This window comes from Olsenella intestinalis (genome assembly GCF_023276655.1).
In the GTDB taxonomy this organism is placed as follows: Bacteria; Actinomycetota; Coriobacteriia; order Coriobacteriales; family Atopobiaceae; genus Olsenella_J; species Olsenella_J intestinalis.
This window is the reverse complement of sequence record NZ_JALGRK010000002.1, coordinates 921613-940405: the sequence shown is the minus strand read 5'-3', so window position 1 is coordinate 940405 and position 18793 is coordinate 921613. Positions and strand designations below refer to the sequence as shown.

The window sequence follows — 18793 nt, the reverse complement described above, 5'->3', positions numbered from 1 at the left end:
ACCGTATAAGACGTAAGCTACCCCTATCACTTTAGTGTGATAAAGTGAGTTTCCGACGACGCGGCATGCACCGATAAGGTCGACCGCACGCCACGACGTCGAGCCGGTTGCCACCAGGGCGCTCTACCGTGGTGCGCACCACGACGATTTCAATGCGCGCTCGGCGCGGGGGAGTCCCGTGCTGGGCGCTTGGCGAGAGGGAGACGGCGTGAAGGCAGCAACTCCAAACGGCTTCAGGGACATCCTCCCGACCGAGGCCCGCGCACGCGAGCGCATCTCGGGCGTGGTGCGCGAGTGCTTCTCCGCCCACGGCTACGAGCCCATCGAGACGCCCCTGCTCGAGACCCGCTCGGCCCTCGAGCGCGGCGGCGAGATCCAGGACTCGCCCTTCCAGCTCTTCGACGCCGACGGCAGCCTCCTCATGGTCCGCCCAGACCTCACGCTTCCCATCGCGCGCCTCGTCTCGAGCCGCATGTCGCTCGACGCGGGGCCCGTCCGCCTGCGCTACGCCGCGCCGGTCGTGCGCGAGGGCTCCTCGCTCAAGGGCCAGCCGCGCCAGTTCACCCAGCTCGGCATCGAGCTTTACGCCGCAGACGGCCCGTCGCCCGAGGCCGAGGTCGTCGACCTTCTCGCCTGCGCCCTGCGCGAGCTCGCCGTGCCCTCGTGGCGCATCGTCTGCGGGTCGGTCTCGCCGCTCATGTCGCTCCTCGACGAGTGCGTCTCCGACGCGGGCCTGCGCGAGCAGATCCTCTCCCTCGTGCACCAGAGCGACCTCGTGAGCCTCGACGACCTCGTGGCCGCAGCCGACCTGCCCGAGGGCGTCGCGCGTGCCCTGCGCGTGGTGCCGCGCATCTCGGGAGGGACCCAGGTCATCGAGAAGATCGACGCCGTCCTCGAGGCTGCCGGCGTGCCCGAGGGTCGCCGTGGCACCGCGGAGCTGCGCGCCTTCGCCGCCGAGGTCGCAGACCTCTTCGACGCGGGGCGCATCAGCTTCGACTTCTCGATCATCAACTCCTTCGACTACTACACCGGCGTCATCTTCAAGGGCTACTCCGAGGGCACGACCGCCTCGATCGCCTCCGGCGGCCGCTACGACGCGGTGCTCGCCAACTTCGGCGCCGCCGGCGTCTCCGCCTGCGGCTTCGCGCTCTCTCTCGAGCGCCTGCAGGAGGTCCTCGGCGAGCAGGGCGAGAGCGGCGTCGTGACCCAGGGCGTCGCGGCGAGCGAGCGCCCCGTGCGCATCGCCGTCCCCAAGGGGTCGCTCTTCAAGGACTCCGTCCGCCTGCTCGCGGCCGCGGGCCTGCCCACAGGTGCCCTTTCCGACCTCGGTCGCAAGCTCATCGTGCGCGACGGCGACTACGAGTACGTCATCGTCCGCGCCCAGGACGCCCCGGCCTTCGTCGCCCACGGCGGCGCCGACTGCGGCATCTGCGGCTACGACTCCATCTTCGAGGCCGGCCACGACCTCCTCCAGCTCGTCGACCTCGACTTCGGCGGCTGCCGCTTCGTCGTGGCCGAGCCCGCCGCGAAGGCCGGCGCGGCCGAGGCCGCATACAGCTGGCGCGGCACCGTGCGCGTCGCGACCAAGTACCCGCGCATCACCCAGAGCTACTACGACCGCATCGGCCAGCAGGTCGACATCGTGACCCTGCACGGCAACATCGAGCTCGGCCCCATCGTCGGCATGACCGACCGCATCGTCGACATCACGGCAACGGGGACGACGCTCGCCGAGAACGACCTCGTCATCGTCGACGACGTGATGGAGTGCACCGCGCGCTTCTTCGCGGGACCCGCCGCCTACCGCACCGACGAGCGCATCCGCAGCTTGGCCGAGCGCCTGGCCGCGGCCGTCGCACAGACCCCAAGGGAGGACCAATGAGAGAGATCCGCCTCAAGAGCGGCCAGCGCCTGACGCCCGCGGCCCTCGAGCGCACGAGCGCCCTGCCGCGCGAGATCATGGACGCCGCCGAGAAGATCGTGGACGCCGTTCGCGAGGGCGGTGACCAGGCCGTGCGTGACTTCTGCCTCGAGTTCGACGGGGCATGCCCCGACGCCTTCCGCGTGCCCGACGAGGTCGTGGACGCGGCGCCGAGCATGGTCGACCCCGCCTTCATGAAGGCCCTCGAGCAGGCGGCCGCCCAGATCCGCGAGTTCCACGAGCGCGAGCGCGAGCAGTCCTGGTTCACCACGCGCGACGACGGCACGATCCTCGGCGTCAAGGTGACGCCGCTTCCCTCCGTCGCAGTCTACGTCCCGGGCGGCCGCGCGCAGTACCCCTCCACGGTCCTCATGGACGCCATTCCCGCCAAGGTCGCGGGCGTGCGCCGCATCGTCATGGTGACCCCGCCGCAGAAGGACGGGTCGCTCTCCGCCTACACGCTCGCCGCGGCCAAGGTCGCCGGCGTCGACGAGGTCTACGCCGTGGGCGGCGCGCAGGCCGTCGCGGCCGTGGCCTACGGCACCGAGACCATCCCCAAGGTCGCCAAGATCGTCGGCCCCGGCAACGCCTACGTGGCCGCCGCCAAGCGCTACGTCTCCGGCGACGTCGGGATCGACATGGTCGCCGGCCCCTCCGAGGTCTGCGTCCTGGCCGACTCCTCGGCGCACGCGAGCATCGTCGCGGCCGACCTCATGGCGCAGGCCGAGCACGACCCGCTGGCCACCTGCTACCTGGTGACCACCGACCCCACGCTTCCCGAGCGCGCCGCGGCCGCCGCCGAGCTGCTGCTCTCCCAGAGCCCGCGCGAGGACATCACCCGCGCCTCGCTCGAGCACGCGCTCGTCGTTGTGACGCCCGAGCTCGACGCCGCGATCGACGCCGTCAACCTCATCGCCCCCGAGCACCTCGAGCTGCACTGCGACGGCGCCTTCGACCTGCTCGGCCGCATCGAGAACGCCGGCGCCATCTTCGTCGGCCCCTGGAGCTCCGAGCCCCTCGGCGACTACGTCGCCGGGCCCAACCACACGCTGCCGACCGGCGGCACCGCGCTCTTCTCGGACCCGCTCGGCGTCTACGACTTCTGCAAGCGCTCGAGCGTCATCGCCTACACGCCCGAGGGCCTGCGCCGCGACGCCCCGGCGGTCAAGACCCTCGCGCAGGCGGAGGGCCTCTGGGCGCACGCGCTCTCGGTGGGCATGCGCGAGAGGCTGCTCGACGCGGGCGGAAGCGGCCTTGCGGGCTTCCTGTCCACCTGCGCCGACGCCATGAGCTGCGCCTGGCCCACGAGGCTCTCCAAGCCCGGCGTGCCCAACATCGCCGCGACGACGGCCGCCGAGAAGAGCGCGCCCGCCGCTTCCGCGCCCGCTGCGGCTGACGGCGACACCACCGCGCCCGACGCCGGCGCCGGCGCGACCGACGCGCCCACGACCGACGGAGCGGGGGAGGCCCGATGACGGGCGCGACCACATACGACCTGCGCACGCTCCTGCGGCCTTCGGCCGCGGCGCTCGAGCCCTACGACCCGGCCTTCTCGCCGGCGCGCATCAACCTCTCGGCCAACGAGAACACCTTCGGCCTGCCCGAGGGCGTCCGCACGCGCGTGGCCGAGGCGCTCGCGGGCGCGGTTACGAACCGCTACCCGAAGCCCCTCTCCGACGAGCTGCGCGCCGAGATCGCGGCGTGGCACGGCGTGGCGCCCGAGCGCGTCATCGTGGGAAACGGTGGCGACGAGCTGCTCTTCAACCTGTTCCTGGCCCTCGGCGGCCGCGGGCGCAGGCTCGTCACGTGCCCGCCAACCTTCACGGTCTACAAGCTCTACGCCGAGCTCGTGGAGACCGAGGTCGTCGAGGTGCCGCGCGACGCCGAGACCTTCGAGGTCGACGTGGATGCGCTCGTCGCTGCCGCAAGCGAGGCCACGCTCACGATTGTGTGCTCGCCCAACAACCCGACGGGCACGCTCTTCTCGCCTGCGGACGTCCGCAGGCTCTGCGCGGCCACGCCGGGCGTCGTGCTCGTCGACGAGGCCTACATCGAGTTCGCCCGCGAGGGCGCATCGGCCGAGCCGCTGCTCGACGAGTGTCCCAACCTTGCCGTGCTGCGCACGTTCTCGAAGGCGCTGTGCCTGGCCGGCGCGCGCGTGGGCTACCTGATCGGGCCCGAGGTTCTCGTGGGCGCGCTCGCCGCGGTGCGCCAGCCGTATTCGGTCAACGTGTTCTCGCAGGCGGCGGCCCTTGAGGTCTGCCGCGCGCGGGACGAGCTCGCCGCAACGATCGAGGAGATCCGCGCCGAGCGCGAGCGCCTCGCGGCCGCCCTCGCGGGGCTGCCCGGCGTGCGCGTCTGGCCGAGCGACGCCAACTTCCTGCTCGTGCGCGTGCCCGGCGCGCACGGGGTCCGCGAGTGGCTGCGCGACGAGTTCTCCATCCTGGTGCGCGACCTTTCGGGCGCGCCCGACACCCATGACTGCCTGCGCATCAGCGTGGGAACGAGAGAAGAGAACGACATCGTCATCGAGGCGATGTCGATCCTGATTCGAGAGGGGGACGCGCGATGAGACGTGCGACCGTGGAGCGCAAGACCAACGAGACCGACATCAGCGTCACGATCGACCTGGACGGCAGCGGCGCCTGCGACGTCGAGACCGGCGTCGGCTTCTTCGACCACATGCTGAGCGCGCTCGGGCGCCACTCGCTGTGCGACCTGACCGTGCGCGCGAAGGGCGACACCTGGGTCGACGACCACCACACCGTGGAGGACGTGGGCATCGTGATCGGCCAGGCCATCCGCGAGGCGCTCGGAGACAAGCGCGGCATCGGCCGCTTCGGCGACGCCGCGATCCCCATGGACGAGGCGCTTGTGCTCGCCGCCATCGACGTCTCGGGGCGCGGCGAGCTCTTCTGGGACGTGGACATCGTCGCCGAGAAGGTCGGCACCTTCGACTGCGAGCTCGCGCGCGAGTTCTTTGCGGGCCTTGCCCGCGACGCTGGCATCACGCTGCACCTGCGCAAGCTCGCCGGCGACAACGCGCACCACATCATCGAGGCGACCTTCAAGGCGTGCGGACGCGCGCTTCGCGCCGCCGTCGAGGCCGACGCGCGCGTCACCGGCGTGCCCTCCACCAAGGGGAGCCTCTGATGCTGCGCGGCGACATCGTGGTCGTCGACTACCAGAAGGGCAACCTTCAGAGCGTCGTGCGCTCGGTCAACGCGGTGGGCGGCAGCGCCTTTGCCTCGTCCGACCCCGCAGACATCGCCGCCGCCTCGGCGGTGATCCTGCCGGGAGTGGGCAGCTTCGAGGACGCCATGGCGAGCCTGAAGGCGAGCGGCCAGGCGGACGCCATCGTCGAGACGATCGCGAAGGGCACGCCGTTTCTCGGCATCTGCCTGGGGCTCCAGGTCCTGTTCACGCGCGGCGCCGAGCATGCGGCCGCGTCGTCGTTCGGCGGCGAGTGGGTGCCCGGCCTGGGCGTGCTGCGCGGGTCGGTCACGCGCCTCGAGTCCGACCGGCTCAAGGTGCCGCACGTGGGCTGGGACCAGGCGCACCTGACGGAGCACGGCAGGCGCTGCCCGCTCTTCGTCGACGTGCCGGACGGCGCGAACCTCTACTTCACGCACTCGTTCGCGCTCGCCGACGACGTGGACGCCGACGTGGTCGCCACGCGCACGCACTACGCGCGCAGCTTCGCCTCCGCCGTCTGGAGGGACAACGTCTTCGGCGTGCAGTTCCATCCCGAGAAGAGCTCCCGCGTAGGCTTGGCTCTTCTCGGTAACTTCGTGAACGTGGCGAGGGGGTAGCCCATGATCTTCTTTCCCGCGATCGACCTCGTGGCCGGGCAGGTTGTGCGACTGAGGCGCGGCGACCGCTCGCAGATGGACGTCTACTCGAGCGACCCGGTGGCCGTGGCGCGCGACTTTTGCGCGCGCGGCGCCACGTGGATCCACGTGGTCGACCTGTCGGCGGCGCTCGGCGAGGACGAGGACGCGTGCGAGAGGAACGCCCGTGCGATTGCGGGCATCTGCGGCGTCGAGGGGGTGTCCGTGGACACCGGCGGCGGCGTGCGCGACGCGGCGACGCTCGAGCGGCTCGTGGACATGGGATGCTCGCGCGTGGCCATCGGCACCGCGCTGGTGCGCGACCCCGACTTCGCGCGCGTGGCAGCCCGCGACTTTGCCGAGCACGCGGTCGCGGACGTTGCGGCGAAGGACGGCATGGTGCGCGTCAACGGCTGGCGCGAGGGGGCCGAGACCTCGGCCGACGAGCTCGTGGGCAGCCTCGCCGAGCTGGGCTTTCGCCACCTGGTTTTTACCGACGTCAGTCGCGACGGCATGCAGTGCGGCATCGACGTCGAGAGCTACGTGCACATCGCGGGCGTCGCGGGCTTTCCCGTGGTCGCCTCGGGCGGCATCGCGGGCCTGGACGACATCCGCGCCCTGGCCGCGGCCGGCGACGACGTCATCGAGGGCGCCATCAGCGGGCGGGCGATCTTCGAGGGGAGCTTCACCCTGGAGGACGCGCTCGCCGCGGCGTCGTAGGCGCGCAGGAGACCATCGAGAGGATGCAGCATGCTTGAGAAGCGAGTCATACCGTGCCTCGACGTGAAGGAGGGGCGCGTCGTCAAGGGCGTGAACTTCGTCGACCTGGTTGACGCGGGCGACCCGGTTGAGCTGGCCCGGGCCTATGACGTGGAGGGCGCCGACGAGGTCGTGTTCCTCGACATCACGGCGACCTCGGACGACAGGTCGACCACCATCGAGCTTGCCAGCCGCGCGGCCGAGGAGCTGAGGATCCCCTACGCCGTGGGCGGGGGATTTCGCGACGTGGCGGGCATGCGGCAGATGATTGCCGTCGGCGCCGACAAGGTCTCGGTGAACTCCGCGGCGGTGCGCGAGCCCGAGCTCATCAGCCAGGCGGCCTCCGCCTTCGGCAGTCAGGCCGTGGTCGTGGCGATCGACGCGAGGCGGCGGGGGAGCACGGACTCGTGGGAGGTGTTCACCGCGGGCGGGCGCACGCCCACCGGCATCGACGCCGTTGCCTGGGCCGAGGAGGCTGCTCGTCGCGGCGCCGGCGAGATCCTGCTCACGAGCATGGACCGCGACGGCACCAAGGACGGCTTCGACCTCGCGCTCACGCGCGCGGTGGCACGCGCGGTCCCCATCCCCGTGATCGCGTCGGGCGGCGTGGGCACGCTCGAGCACTTCGCGGAGGGCATCATCGAGGGAGAGGCCGACGCGGTGCTGGCCGCGAGCGTCTTCCACTTTGGCACGTATTCGATTCGCGAGGTCAAGGAGTACATGGCCTCGCAGGGCATTCCGGTGCGCCTGGACTTCTAGCGCGGTAGGGGAGAGGAGAGCGATGGAGGAGAGCCTGGGAGAGGGCATCTATGCCGGCGAGAAGCTCGTCTCGGCGGACCTGGCCTCGACACCCGTGCGCTTCGACGAGCGCGGGCTTGTCACCGTGGTCGTGCAGCAGCACGACACGGGCGAGGTGCTCATGGTCGCGTGGGCAAACGAGGAGGCGCTGCGGCTGACGTTCGAGACGGGCACCTCGTGGTTCTGGTCGCGCTCGCGGCGCGAGCTGTGGAACAAGGGCGCGACGAGTGGGAACATGCAGAGCGTGCGGCGCGTGCTCGTCGACTGCGACGCCGACACGCTGATCTATGAGGTGGACTCTCCCGGCCCCGCCTGCCACACGGGCGCGAGGAGCTGCTTCTATCGCGAACTGACTATGGGCAAGGAGGCCTAGGATGGGCGAGCGTACGGCAAACGTGCAGGAGATGGAGATCGGGCCGACCCTGGAGGGGCTGGCGCGGGTGATCCACGAGCGCGCGACCGAGCGACCCGAGGGGTCCTACACCGTGCGGCTGCTCGCGGAGTGCGCGGGCGACAAGCTGCTGTCGAAGCTCGCCGAGGAGTCGAGCGAAATTATCATGGCGTGCAAGGACGAGGACCACGATCACATTCGCTACGAGATGGGCGACCTCCTGTACCACCTGCTGGTGGTGTGCGAGAAGTACGGCGTTACGCTGGGAGAGCTTGCCGGAGAGCTCGACGCGAGGCGGGCCTAGGCGCGCCTGCCGACCACGGGCGGCGTCCCGTTGACCGTTGGTCCTGCGCGTGCGAAGATGCAGCTGGCGACGTAATGACTCAGTGCCGAGCGCTACGTGCGTCGGCGTGGCCCTCTGACCGCTCGGCCAGAGGGCCACGCGCAACCGTTGACCCGCCCGGTCACGCGTGCGAAGATGTAGCTGGCGACGTCCTACGGTTGTGGGTAGGCGGCGCCCATCTCAGGTCCCGCGATGTTCCAGCATCACGGGACCCTACTAATGACTAAGGTGCCGAGCGCTACGTGCGTCGGCCTGGCCTTCCTTCCGAGCCCTCATGGTCGCGCAAGGCGCCATAGAGCTCAATCGCGGCCTTCAGCAGCCCGAACAGGGCCGTCAGAAACGCCATGACCAAGAAGAATAGATCCATAGGCAACACCTCCCTCGAGAGGCGCCACCCCGCACGTAGGTCCGTCGACCAGCGTGAGTGGAGCATAGCGCGTGCGGGCTCGAATTCTCGCGAGAATGGCCTTCCAATCGACAGAAATCCTTGTCTCTAGCTGGGCTTTTGCTGGCCCTTGGCTGGCATGAGGGGCCGCGGTGGCGGGTTTTGCAGGGGTGTGGCCACTGGGGGCGGCCGCGTTTCGGGCGTGTTCGCATGGCCTGGGGCCTCGATGCCTGGAGACGTTGCCTGCGCGTCTCTTCTTTCTTTGTGATGCGTCTCACAGCACGTGGGCGAGTTGTTACCCTTAAAAGGATGCGCGTTTTGCATCCGCACCGTCCCCAACGTGGAAAGGCACCATGAGCGAGCAGGACAAGAGCGACCTTACGGTCGAGCAGGCGGCTGAGGACGCCGCGGTCGAGCCTGAGGCGCAGGCCGTTGTCGAGAGCGAGCAGGAGGCCGGCGACAAGCTTGCCGAGCAGGGCGAGGAAGGCGGCGAGGACCTCTCGAGCGAGGCCACGCGCTCCTCGAACATCGTGAGCCTGCTGGTGATCGTGAGCCGCATCACCGGATTCTTCCGCACGTCCGCGCAGGCATGGGCCCTGGGTGCCTTTGGCATCGCGAGCGCCTACACCGTCGCGAACAACCTGCCCAACCTGCTGTACGAGTTCGTCGCGGGCGGCATGCTGATCACGGCGTTTCTGCCGGTGTACCTCTCCGTCAAGAGGCGCGCCGGAAGCGAGGGTGCCTGCGAGTACGCCTCCAACCTGCTGTCGCTCGTGCTGATCCTCATGGCCGTCGTCACGGTCGTGAGCTTCGTGTTCGCCGTGCCCATCGTGTGGACGCAGTCGGCGGGAGCCACGGCAGGCTTCGACGCCGACCTTGCCGTCTGGTTCTTCCGGTGGTTCGCCTGCGAGATCGTCCTCTACGCGTTGTCGTCGATCATCTCGGGCGTGCTCAACGCGGAGCGCGACTACTTCGCGAGCAACGCGGCTCCGATCGCCAACAACCTGATCGTGATCGCCTCGTTCGTGGCGTACGCTCTTCTCACCCGCAACCCCGGCGTCGACTGGCGCCAGGCCGCGATCGTGCTGGCCATCGGCAACCCCCTGGGCGTCGTCGTGCAGGTGCTCATGCAGATCCCGGCGCTTCGCCGCCACGGCGTGAGGCTGCACGCCCGCGTCGACGTGCACGACCCCGCGATCAAAGAGACGCTCAGGATCGGCCTGCCCACGCTGGTCGTCACCGTCATCTCGACGCCGACGGCGGCCGTCACCTCGAGCATGGCGCTGTCGGTCACCGCGGCGGGCGCGTCGATCGCGTACTACTCGCGCGTCTGGTACGTGCTGCCGTACTCGATCTTCGCGATCCCCATCTCGGTGACGCTGTTCACGGAGCTGTCGAGCAGCTTCATCAAGGGCGACATCGACTCGTTCAAGGGCTACCTCTCCATGGGCACGCGCAGGATCTTCTTCACGCTGATCCCGCTCACCATGTTCCTGGTCGTGTTCGCGCCGTGCCTGATCGCGGTGCTCGCCTCGGGCGCGTTCGACTCCGAGGCGGCCAGCCAGACCGTCGTCTACCTGCAGGCGCTTGCGATCTCGCTGCCGTTCTACGGCCTGATGAGCTTCGTGCAGAAGGCGTGCTCGTCGATGATGCGCATGAAGTTCTACATGATCGCGACCTGCATCGCGACGGTCATCCAGATTGCGATCTGCGTGCTGCTCACGCCGCGCTTCGGCCTCTACGTCGTGCCCCTCTCGTCCACTCTCTTCTACGGGACGATCGACCTCGTGGTCTTCATGCACATCCGCAAGGAGCTCGGCAACATCGGCATGCGCTCGGTTGTCGTCGCGTCGCTGCGCGCGCTCGCGCTCGGTGTCGCCGGCTCGCTCGTGGGAGGCGGCATCCTGCTGGCCCTCACGCACTTCGTCGGACCCTGCCAGGGTGCCATGCGAGGGCTTCTCTACGCCGTCCTCGGTGGCATCCCCGCAGTGATCGTCACCTTTGGAGGGGCCGCTCTTCTCGGCGTCTCCGACGCGCCGTTCTTCGACGCGCTCTTCGCCCGCATCCTGCCCAAGCGCGCCCGCTAGCGCGCAGTCAGTGAGGAGATCTTCATGAAGCCGCTCATGCCACGCGAGGACATCCAGCCCGTCATCTTGGGCGGGGACTGGTCCACCTACGCGCTCGCCCGCGAGTTCTATGAGGCCTTCGGCGTCACGAGCCGCGTCATCTGGCCCGGCGTCGTCGCCGTCATCAAGTACTCGCGCTTCATCGAGCACGTCGTGGTCGAGACGGCGGGGGAGGACGACGTGCTGGCCGCCGTCAAGCGCATCGCCGCCGACGCCGCCGACAAGACCGTCGTGCTCATCGCCAACACTGACGACCGCGTGCGCACCGTCGAGGCCATCTGCGGCCGCCTTCCCGAGAACGTCGTCTACCAGCTCTCGCCGCACGAGCTCGTGGACCGCGTCTCCGACAAGGTCTCGTTCCAGCGCATGTGCGCCGAGTACGGCCTCGACGTGCCCAAGACCGAGGTCGTGAGCCTTGCCGGCGACGAGCCCATCGCCGCCTCTGAGGTCGGCTTCCCCCTCGTGGCGAAGCCCGCCGTCTCGTCCGAGTACGCGCACCTCTACCCGAAGGGCTTCCAGAAGGTCTACTTCATGCACGAGCAGGCCGAGCTCGACAAGCTTTGGTCCGACCTGCGCGCCGAGGGCTTCGGCGGCGAGTTCCTGGTGCAGGAGCTCATCGAGGGTGACGACAACTACATGGACAGCATCACCATGTACGTCGACAGCGAGGGCGAGATCGCGCTGCGCTCCGCCGCCCACGTCATCCTCGAGGACCACGTGCCCGCGCTCTACGGCAACCCCGTCGCCATGATCACCAAGCCGGTCCCCGAGCTGTGGGACAAGGTCGGCGCCATGCTCAAGGGCATCGGCTGGCGCGGCTTCGCCAACATCGACCTCAAGCGCGACCCCAAGACCGGCCGCGCGATCTTCATGGACTTCAACCCCCGCATCGGCGCGAACTCCTACTACTCCTGCGCCGCGGGCGTCAATCCCATGTACGTGCTCGTCCGCGACATCGTCGACGGCGTCCACGACGAGTCCCACAGCATCGAGAGGAACGTGCTCTACAAGCGCGTGCCCGTCTCGCTGGCGCGCCGCTACGTCACCGACCCCGAGCTGCTCGAGCTCTTCGACCGCGTCGTGGGGGAGGGCGCCATCGCGAACCCGACGCGCTGCCCCGACGACACGCTCGGCTCTCGCCTCAACGGCATGCTCATGGAGCGCAACTACATCCGCAAGTTCAAGCGCTACTACCCCAAGCCGACCGAGACCTCGTTCTAGGCTCCACGTCGACAGGCGCATCTGGCCGCGTATCCGGGCTTCCCGGTGCGCGGCCTTCTTTTAGCGCCGCACGCGCGCAAAAAAGGCGCCGTCCCGTGCGGGGCGACGCCTCTGATGGCTGAGTGCGAAGCGGCTGGCGCTACCTGCCCAGGATCTTGTGGGCGACCTGCTTGAGCTTGTAGACGCCCGGCTTTACGGGCAGCGTGAACGAACCCATCATCTCCTCGACGTAGCCGGCGAAGCCCTGCTTGAACTCGAGCAGGCCGCGGCCGGGGTCGTCGGGGTCGTCGAAGATGCCGTCGATGCCGTAGAAGTTGTAGCGGCCGCAGCCGCGCTCGATGCAGTCGCTCATGATGCGGTGCTGGATCGCGGTCGCGGCGTAGAACTTGGCGAACTTCGGATCGGAGCCGGAGAAGAGGTAGACGCACTCGCGCGGGTGGAAGCAGAACAGCGCGGCGGCGGCGGGGATCTTCTCGCCCTCCTCGAGGTAGGCGTGGGCGCTCTCGATGCGCTTGAGGGACGCCTCGTACTTGGGGCGCACGTCGTTGAGCTTCTTCTGGTTCTTGGGCGAGAGCGGCCCCTTCTCGCGCTCGAGCTCCTCGAGGTGCTCGATGTCGCGCGCAAAGCCGTCGCGCTTGTCCTCCCACGACTTGAGGAAGGCGCGCGCGTCGAAGTAGGCGATGTAGAAGACGGCGTTGTCGCCCAGGCAGTCGTAGAGCAGCTCGAAGTACTCGAGCGGGCGGTTCTCGAAGCCCTGCTTCTCGCAGCTCTTCTCGCAGAGCGCGTGGAAGGTCGGCAGGTCCTCGCGGCTCGCGCGCTCGACGTGGACGGAGCTGTTGCGCGCGATCTTCACGTTGCGCTTGGTGTTCTTGTTATATGACGAGAGGAGCTTGGCGTCGTCCTCGAAGGGCGTCAGGTCCTTGAGGTAGCGCCAGCGCGGCACGGCGTTGTACTGGCGGTCGAAGCCGTCGTGGACGAAGCCGCAGGCGACGATGTTGTCGAAGGAGGCCTGGTCGACGCCCGCGGGGGCGCCGTCGGGCACGCCGGCGGGACGCTCGGTGCCCTCCTCGAGCTCCTCGCCGTCGGAGGTGCGGACGGCCCAGGGCTTGTCGGGCGTGATCTCGATCTGGGCGCAGCCCGCCTCGTCGGCGACGCGGGCGAGGTTCTCGAAGAGGAAGCGCGTCAGCTCGGCGTCGTGGAAGTCGCAGAGCGGCCCGTTGTGGACCTCGGCGAAGGTGGAGAGCCTGCTCTTGTGGATCTCGAGCTCGGCGGCGGCGACCAGCTTGCCGTCCTCGCGCACGCCCAGGTAGCGGACCTCGATGCCCCTCCTGGTGCGAACCTCTCCCATGAGGGAGGTCTGCTGGAAGTTGCCCTGCGGGTGTGTCGCGCTGAACTCGTCGAACTCCTCGGTGCCCAGCTCTTCGAACGCGAATGATCTCATGAGGTTGTGACCCTCCTTGTCCGTGTGCGTTAGCCCAGAAATTATATCGCGCGCCCACGTGGGGGCAGGTACCCTTGGTGCAAGCACACATGTTCTCTTGGTAATTATTGTGCCCATGCGGGCCGTCCGTGCGCAGGTCAAGTAGGATGGACTAGAAAAAAGCAACTGCGAGTGCAGGAAGGCTGGCCAATGGACGTTCGCGTTATCACGACTGAGCAGGACTGGAACGAGCTGGCGGAGGGCTTCGGCGCCCACCCCATGCAGATGTGGCAGTGGGGTTCGCTCAAGGAGCAGACCGGTCCGTGGTGCGCGCACCGCCTCGAGATGCTCGACTCCGACGGCACGAGCGTTGGTGGCGCCCAGGTGCTCGTCCGCAAGATGCCCTGGCCCTTCGGCGCCATCGCCTACGCCCCGCGCGGGCCGTTCTCCGCTGACGGCCGCCTGATGGAGGTCGCCGACACCGCCGCCGAGTGGTGCCGCGCCCACACCAAGGCCCAGAGCCTCAAGGTCGACCCGGCCGTCGCCGAGCTCGACTGGAGCGAGGGGTGGGAGAAGAGCGAGACCTCGCTCATCAACAAGACCGCCGTCATCGACCTCACCAGGCCCGAGGACGAGATCATGGCCGGCATCCCCAACCGCAAGTGCCGCCAGTACATCCGCAAGGGCGAGCGCGACGGCGTCGTCGTGCGCCCCGGCGAGGAGCGTGACCTCGATGCCATCCTCGCCCTCTACCACCAGACTGCCGAGGCCGACGGCTTCCCCATCCACGAGGACGAGTTCTACCGCACGGCCTTCACCGCGCTCGAGGGCTCCCAGCAGCTCTTCGTCGCCGAGAAGGACGGCGAGCTGCAGGCCTTCCTCTGGAACGTCACGTCCAAGGGCGGCTGCGCCTTCGAGCTGTGGGGCGCCGTCTCCGACGCAGGCAAGCGCAGCCGCGCCAACTACTACATGAAGTGGGTCGCCATCCGCGCCGCCAAGGAGGCCGGTGCCAAGCTCTACGACCTCAACGGCCTGCTCAACGACGGCATCAGCGACTTCAAGCTGCTGTTCGTGCCCGAGCCCACCTACTGGGTCGAGACCCACGACAAGCCGCTTGGCATGCTCTTCCACGTGATGGACAAGGCCCTCGAGATTAGGCGCGTGCGCAACGAGCGCGGCAACGCCCAGCAGGACACGAGCCGCGACTAGCCCCATGACCATCCGCGACCCCGGCTACATGCCCGACCTCTCGGGCGAGGCGCCCCTCCCGGAGGAGCAGGGCGCCCCCTCGATCGCCGAGCAGGTGAGCCAGGTCCCCACGAGCCCCGGCTGCTACCTCTGGAAGGACGCCAAGGGCGAGGTCATCTACGTCGGCAAGGCCAAGAACCTGCGGTCGCGCATGTTCCAGTACGTGAACCTGACCGACGACCGCGCCAAGATCCCCCTCATGATGCAGGTCGTGAGGGGTTTCGACTACGTGGTGGTCGAGTCCGAGCACGAGGCCCTCGTGCTCGAGCGCAACCTCATCGAGCAGTACCACCCCTACTTCAACGTCGACTTCAAGGACGACAAGAGCTACCCCTGCATCGCGATCACCGAGTCCGACGTCTTCCCCGCGATCAAGTACACCCGCGAGCGCCATCGCAAGGGCACGCGCTACTTCGGCCCCTACACCGACGCCCGCGCCGCCCGCGAGACCATCGACACCCTGCGCAAGGCCGTGCCCGTCTGCATCGCCTCCTGCGCCGAGTGGAAGCGCACGCGCCGCTACCTCGAGGCCCACCCCGACGACGCGGCCGTGGCCAACATCGTCCTCGCCAAGCAGGGCCGCCCCTGCTTCGACTCGCACGTCGGGCGCGGGCCCGGCGTCTGCTGCGGCCAGATCACCACGGTCGACTACGCCGAGAACATCCGCCAGGTCGAGCAGTTCCTCGCCGGCCGTCGCGGCGAGATCATCGGCGAGCTCAAGGAGCAGATGGCCGAGGCCGCCGCGAACCTCGAGTTCGAGCGCGCGGGCCGCCTCAAGCGCCGCATCGAGGTCATCTCCGGCCTCGACGACCGCCAGCAGGTGACGTTCCCCACCAGCGTCAACATCGACCTCATCGGCATCTACCGCGAGGAGACGATCTCGTGCGCCTGCGTCTTCGTCGTGCGCGAGGGCCGCACGATCCGCACGAGCGAGTTCATCCTCAACAAGGGAATGGACGTCGACGAGGACGAGCTCGTCGAGGGCTTCGTCAAGCGCTACTACGACGAGACCGCCGACATCCCGGCCGAGGTCGACGTCACGGTCGACCTGCCCGACGCCGAGCTTCTGGGGGAGTGGCTCTCCGAGAAGCGCGGCCACGTCTGTCACCTGCATCGTCCCATGCGTGGCGAGAAGAGCCACCTCCTCGAGCTCGCGTCGCGCAATGCCCGTCACGCCCTCATGCGCTACATGGTGCGCACGGGCTACGCCGACGACCGCACCAACCAGGCCCTGCTCCAGCTCGAGAGCGCGCTCGCCCTCGACGCGCCGCCCCTGCGCATCGAGTGCTTCGACATCTCCACCCTGCACGGCGCCTTCACGGTCGCCTCCATGGTCGTCTTCACCAACGGCCGCCCCGACAAGTCGCAGTACCGCCGCTTCAAGATCCGCACCGAGCTCGACGAGGCCAACGACTTCGTCTCCATGCAGGAGGTCCTCGGCCGGCGCTACAGCCCCGAGCGCATGGCCGACGAGCGCTTCGCCGCCACGGCCCCGGACCTGCTCGTGGTCGACGGCGGCAAGCCCCAGCTCACGGCTGCCATGACGCAGCTCGCCGAGCTCGGGCTCGACATCCCGGTCTGCGGCCTGGCCAAGTCCGACGAGGAGGTCTTCGTCCCCTGGGACGAGACGCCCGTCGTCCTGCCGTCGGGCTCTGCCTCGCTCTACCTCATCAAGCAGGTGCGCGACGAGTCGCACCGCTTCGCGATCACCTTCCACCGCGAGCTCCGCACCAAGGCCCAGTCGGTCTCCATCCTCGACGAGGTCGAGGGCGTCGGCCCCAAGCGGCGCAAGGCCATCATGCGCCACTTCGGCTCCCTGAAGCGCCTGCGCGCGGCCACGCCGGAGCAGATCGCCGAGGTCAAGGGCGTCCCCGAGCAGGTCGCCCGCGACGTGTGGGAGACGCTGCGCGCCTGGGAGGGCGAGGCGGCGGAGGTCGCCGAGAGGGCCGCCGGCGCCGAGGGCCCGGCCGCCGCGAACGACTAACATGTGAGCCACCCCGCCGCCCGCGGGCGTGGGGTAAGCTTTGGGGTGAGCCCCGGGCCGCCCGCCCGGGCCGACCGCAGAAACGACGGAGGGAGTCTGCATGGGCGCACCTGTCAAGGACAACGTCACCTACGACGACTGGGACAAGCTCGACATCCGCGTCGGCACCATCGAGCGCGTCGACGACGTCGAGGGCTCCAAGAAGCTCGTCGCCCTCACCGTCGACTTCGGCGACTTCAAGCGCACCATCCTCACCGGCCTGAAGGAGGAGCGCGCCAACCCCAAGGAGATCGAGGGCATGCAGACGCTCTTCCTCGTCAACATGGCCCCGCGCAAGATGGCCGGCATGGTGAGCGAGGGGATGCTGCTCGACATCGGCTACGACGACGGCATCGACTCGGTCATCGCGACGCTCGAGAAGAGCGTGCCCAACGGCACGAGGCTCTGCTAGGGGAGCGCATGGCTGACGCGAACGAACAGATGCGCACCGCCGCCGCGGCGGACCGCGTCCCCGACATCGTGATCATCACGGGCATGTCGGGGTCTGGCCGCACCCAGGCCATGCATGTCTTCGAGGACATGGGCTACTACTGCATCGACAACCTGCCCCCGCGCCTCGTGCTCGACCTGGCGTCGCTCGTGGGCATCAACACCGGCGTGGGACGCCACCTCGCCGTCACCTGCGACCTGCGCGCCCAGGGCCTCTTCGACGAGCTGACCGACGCCCTCGCCCAGCTCGAGCAGCACGAGCTCACGGTCAAGGTACTCTTCCTCGACTGCTCCGACGAGGTGCTCATGCGACGCTACAAGGAGACGCGCCGCCGTCACCCCATCGCGGGCCCCGGCGAGTCCCTCGAGAGCGCCATCGCCCGCGAGCGCGCGCAGCTCGCCGGCGTCCGCGAGCGCGCCGACCTCGTGCTCGACACGAGCCACATGCGCACGGCCGCCCTCGGCTCGCGCATCCGCCGTAGCTTCTCCGAGCTCACCGAGCAGCAGCTGCTCGACGTCCACGTGTTCTCGTTCGGCTTCAAGCACGGCATGCCCGCCGAGGCCGACCTCATGATCGACGTGCGCTTCCTGCCCAACCCCTTCTACGACCCTGAGATGCGCACCCTCACGGGTAACGACGAGAAGGTCGCGACCTACGTGCTCGGAAACGACGTCACGAAGCGCTTCCTCGAGGCCTGGCGCCACCTCCTCGACGTCGTGATGCCCGGCTACGTGGCCGAGGGCAAGTCGCAGCTCTCGATCGCCGTCGGCTGCACGGGCGGCCAGCACCGCAGCGTCGCCATCGCCAACGTCACGGCCGACTACCTCACCAAGCAGGGTTACCACGTGACGCTCTCGCACCGCAACCTGCCCCACGGCGCGTCTGCGAGGTGACATGTCCTTCACGGCCCAGGTAAAAGACGAGCTCTCGCGCGTCGAGGGTGACTGCGATCTGTGCGCCTACGCGCAGCTCTCCGCCATCACGCGCGTCTGCGGCACCCTCTCCTTCCACGGACCGGGGCGCTACTCGGTGCGCGTCGCCACCGAGACCGGCGCGGTCGCGCGAACCATGATCAAGCTCACCCACGAGCTGTTCGACCTCGAGACCCCGCTCACCGTGCGCCACTCCAATCTGCACAAGACGAGGAACTACCTCATCGAGGTGCCCGAGCAGGACGAGCTCGAGGCCGACCTCGAGCGCCTCGGCATCCTGCTCCCGGGCCGCGGCCTCGCTCCGGGCGTGGCGCGCGACCTCGTCCAGAACGACTGCTGCCGGCGCGCCTTCGTGCGCGGCGCCTTCATGGCCGGCGGGTTCATCGCCGACCCGCGCGGCGACTTCCACCTCGAGATCGCCGTCTCGGGGGAGGAGTTCGCCCACGACCTCGTCGAGCTCTTCTCGGCCCTCGGCGTCTCCGCCCGCCTCAACCGCCGCCGCGGCGCCTACGCCATCTACGTCAAGAGCTTCGACGACATCATCTGCCTGCTCAAGGCCATGGGCGCCCGCCGCTGCGCGCTCGCGGTCAAGAACGTCCGCCACATGAAGTCGCTCAAGAACGACGTCAACCGACGCGTCAACGCCGAGCTTGCCAACCAGGCGCGCTCCACCGGCGCCGCCGCCGACCAGGTGCAGCTCATTGCCCAGGCCGAGCGCCTCATCGGCCTGCGCGCCCTGCCGCCGGCGCTGCGCGAGTTCTGCCTCCTGCGCCGCGCCAACCCCGACGTCTCCCTTGCCGCGCTCGGCCAGCGCTGCTCGCCTCCCGCCTCCAAGTCCGCGATGTACCACCGCTTCCTCAGGCTTCAGTCCCTCGTGGACGAGAAGATCGCGGCCTCTGCAGACGACACGACCTCTGCCACTCGCTAGACGTGGGCTGCCGTCCG

The 18793-nt window shown here is 68.9% G+C and carries 18 protein-coding genes; 16 read left to right on the top strand and 2 right to left on the bottom strand.

Going from position 1 to position 18793, the window contains the following annotated elements; translation table 11 throughout:
• Window positions 1-208: 208 nt before the first annotated feature.
• Genes hisG through hisE form a run of 9 tightly spaced genes read left to right on the top strand, consistent with a single transcriptional unit; the run spans window position 209 to window position 8003 of the window.
• Window positions 209-1882 carry an ATP phosphoribosyltransferase gene (gene hisG / locus M5D76_RS08685; protein WP_248922987.1) on the top strand — a complete coding sequence of 558 codons (1674 nt, stop codon included), beginning with the start codon at window positions 209-211 and terminating at the stop codon, window positions 1880-1882.
• On the top strand, window positions 1879-3396 hold the full coding sequence (gene hisD / locus M5D76_RS08680) for a histidinol dehydrogenase (protein WP_248922986.1): 1518 nt from the start codon (window positions 1879-1881) through the stop codon (window positions 3394-3396). Before hisG ends, hisD begins: the two co-directional genes overlap by 4 nt.
• Window positions 3393-4493, top strand: a complete 1101-nt coding sequence (gene hisC, locus M5D76_RS08675) for a histidinol-phosphate transaminase (RefSeq protein WP_248922985.1) — start codon at window positions 3393-3395, stop codon at window positions 4491-4493. The genes hisD and hisC overlap by 4 nt, the downstream gene beginning before the upstream one ends.
• Window positions 4490-5074: an imidazoleglycerol-phosphate dehydratase HisB gene (gene hisB, locus M5D76_RS08670; RefSeq protein WP_248922984.1), complete on the top strand. Its 585-nt coding sequence runs from the start codon at window positions 4490-4492 to the stop codon at window positions 5072-5074. Before hisC ends, hisB begins: the two co-directional genes overlap by 4 nt.
• Window positions 5074-5733 (top strand): imidazole glycerol phosphate synthase subunit HisH, encoded by a 660-nt coding sequence (hisH, locus tag M5D76_RS08665; protein WP_248922983.1) that lies wholly within the window; start codon window positions 5074-5076, stop codon window positions 5731-5733. Before hisB ends, hisH begins: the two co-directional genes overlap by 1 nt.
• Before the next feature lie 3 nt (window positions 5734-5736).
• Window positions 5737-6471, top strand: coding sequence for a 1-(5-phosphoribosyl)-5-[(5-phosphoribosylamino)methylideneamino]imidazole-4-carboxamide isomerase (locus M5D76_RS08660; RefSeq protein WP_248922982.1), 735 nt, complete (start codon window positions 5737-5739; stop codon window positions 6469-6471).
• 30 nt (window positions 6472-6501) lie between these two features.
• A complete protein-coding gene (gene hisF / locus M5D76_RS08655) occupies window positions 6502-7269 on the top strand; it encodes an imidazole glycerol phosphate synthase subunit HisF (RefSeq protein WP_248922981.1) in 768 nt (255 codons plus the stop codon).
• Window positions 7270-7291: 22 nt separating this feature from the next.
• Window positions 7292-7681 carry a phosphoribosyl-AMP cyclohydrolase gene (gene hisI / locus M5D76_RS08650; protein ID WP_248922980.1) on the top strand — a complete coding sequence of 130 codons (390 nt, stop codon included), beginning with the start codon at window positions 7292-7294 and terminating at the stop codon, window positions 7679-7681.
• Between the two features lies 1 nt (window position 7682).
• Window positions 7683-8003 carry a phosphoribosyl-ATP diphosphatase gene (gene hisE, locus M5D76_RS08645; protein ID WP_248922979.1) on the top strand — a complete coding sequence of 107 codons (321 nt, stop codon included), beginning with the start codon at window positions 7683-7685 and terminating at the stop codon, window positions 8001-8003.
• A 277-nt stretch (window positions 8004-8280) separates the two neighbouring features.
• On the opposite strand, the gene M5D76_RS09210 is transcribed toward hisE, so the two are convergent.
• The gene (locus M5D76_RS09210) at window positions 8281-8409 is read right to left on the bottom strand and encodes a hypothetical protein (protein WP_283102126.1); all 129 of its coding nucleotides are present in this window, start codon (window positions 8407-8409) and stop codon (window positions 8281-8283) included.
• Window positions 8410-8780: 371 nt separating this feature from the next.
• Here M5D76_RS09210 and murJ point away from each other — a divergent pair, with 371 nt between their 5' ends.
• The gene (gene murJ, locus M5D76_RS08640; protein WP_248922978.1) at window positions 8781-10514 is read left to right on the top strand and encodes a murein biosynthesis integral membrane protein MurJ; all 1734 of its coding nucleotides are present in this window, start codon (window positions 8781-8783) and stop codon (window positions 10512-10514) included.
• A 24-nt stretch (window positions 10515-10538) separates the two neighbouring features.
• The gene (locus M5D76_RS08635; RefSeq protein WP_248922977.1) at window positions 10539-11774 is read left to right on the top strand and encodes a carboxylate--amine ligase; all 1236 of its coding nucleotides are present in this window, start codon (window positions 10539-10541) and stop codon (window positions 11772-11774) included.
• A gap of 139 nt (window positions 11775-11913) precedes the next feature.
• On the opposite strand, the gene M5D76_RS08630 is transcribed toward M5D76_RS08635, so the two are convergent.
• The gene (locus M5D76_RS08630) at window positions 11914-13215 is read right to left on the bottom strand and encodes a peptidoglycan bridge formation glycyltransferase FemA/FemB family protein (RefSeq protein WP_248922976.1); all 1302 of its coding nucleotides are present in this window, start codon (window positions 13213-13215) and stop codon (window positions 11914-11916) included.
• A gap of 189 nt (window positions 13216-13404) precedes the next feature.
• Here M5D76_RS08630 and M5D76_RS08625 point away from each other — a divergent pair, with 189 nt between their 5' ends.
• The 5 genes from M5D76_RS08625 to whiA all read left to right on the top strand — a co-directional run bounded on the left by M5D76_RS08625 (window position 13405) and on the right by whiA (window position 18776).
• The gene (locus M5D76_RS08625; RefSeq protein ID WP_248922975.1) at window positions 13405-14403 is read left to right on the top strand and encodes a lipid II:glycine glycyltransferase FemX; all 999 of its coding nucleotides are present in this window, start codon (window positions 13405-13407) and stop codon (window positions 14401-14403) included.
• A gap of 28 nt (window positions 14404-14431) precedes the next feature.
• The gene (uvrC, locus tag M5D76_RS08620; RefSeq protein WP_248923077.1) at window positions 14432-16426 is read left to right on the top strand and encodes an excinuclease ABC subunit UvrC; all 1995 of its coding nucleotides are present in this window, start codon (window positions 14432-14434) and stop codon (window positions 16424-16426) included.
• Between the two features lie 100 nt (window positions 16427-16526).
• Window positions 16527-16877, top strand: coding sequence for a tRNA-binding protein (locus M5D76_RS08615; RefSeq protein WP_248922974.1), 351 nt, complete (start codon window positions 16527-16529; stop codon window positions 16875-16877).
• A gap of 8 nt (window positions 16878-16885) precedes the next feature.
• Window positions 16886-17809, top strand: coding sequence for an RNase adapter RapZ (rapZ, locus tag M5D76_RS08610; RefSeq protein ID WP_248922973.1), 924 nt, complete (start codon window positions 16886-16888; stop codon window positions 17807-17809).
• 1 nt (window position 17810) lies between these two features.
• Entirely contained in the window at window positions 17811-18776 is a 966-nt protein-coding gene (gene whiA, locus M5D76_RS08605; RefSeq protein WP_248922972.1) for a DNA-binding protein WhiA, read from the top strand.
• Window positions 18777-18793 lie beyond the last annotated feature (17 nt).

Coding starts and splice junctions, on each gene's coding strand:
- hisC (WP_248922985.1), top strand. CDS start 3,393: ATGACGGGCGCGACCACATACGACCTGCGCACGCTCCTGCGGCCTTCG.
- uvrC (WP_248923077.1), top strand. CDS start 14,432: ATGCCCGACCTCTCGGGCGAGGCGCCCCTCCCGGAGGAGCAGGGCGCC.
- hisB (WP_248922984.1), top strand. CDS start 4,490: ATGAGACGTGCGACCGTGGAGCGCAAGACCAACGAGACCGACATCAGC.
- murJ (WP_248922978.1), top strand. CDS start 8,781: ATGAGCGAGCAGGACAAGAGCGACCTTACGGTCGAGCAGGCGGCTGAG.
- M5D76_RS08660 (WP_248922982.1), top strand. CDS start 5,737: ATGATCTTCTTTCCCGCGATCGACCTCGTGGCCGGGCAGGTTGTGCGA.
- M5D76_RS08615 (WP_248922974.1), top strand. CDS start 16,527: ATGGGCGCACCTGTCAAGGACAACGTCACCTACGACGACTGGGACAAG.
- whiA (WP_248922972.1), top strand. CDS start 17,811: ATGTCCTTCACGGCCCAGGTAAAAGACGAGCTCTCGCGCGTCGAGGGT.
- M5D76_RS08625 (WP_248922975.1), top strand. CDS start 13,405: ATGGACGTTCGCGTTATCACGACTGAGCAGGACTGGAACGAGCTGGCG.
- hisD (WP_248922986.1), top strand. CDS start 1,879: ATGAGAGAGATCCGCCTCAAGAGCGGCCAGCGCCTGACGCCCGCGGCC.
- M5D76_RS08635 (WP_248922977.1), top strand. CDS start 10,539: ATGAAGCCGCTCATGCCACGCGAGGACATCCAGCCCGTCATCTTGGGC.
- hisH (WP_248922983.1), top strand. CDS start 5,074: ATGCTGCGCGGCGACATCGTGGTCGTCGACTACCAGAAGGGCAACCTT.
- hisE (WP_248922979.1), top strand. CDS start 7,683: ATGGGCGAGCGTACGGCAAACGTGCAGGAGATGGAGATCGGGCCGACC.
- hisF (WP_248922981.1), top strand. CDS start 6,502: ATGCTTGAGAAGCGAGTCATACCGTGCCTCGACGTGAAGGAGGGGCGC.
- M5D76_RS09210 (WP_283102126.1), bottom strand. CDS start 8,409: ATGGATCTATTCTTCTTGGTCATGGCGTTTCTGACGGCCCTGTTCGGG.
- rapZ (WP_248922973.1), top strand. CDS start 16,886: ATGGCTGACGCGAACGAACAGATGCGCACCGCCGCCGCGGCGGACCGC.
- hisI (WP_248922980.1), top strand. CDS start 7,292: ATGGAGGAGAGCCTGGGAGAGGGCATCTATGCCGGCGAGAAGCTCGTC.
- M5D76_RS08630 (WP_248922976.1), bottom strand. CDS start 13,215: ATGAGATCATTCGCGTTCGAAGAGCTGGGCACCGAGGAGTTCGACGAG.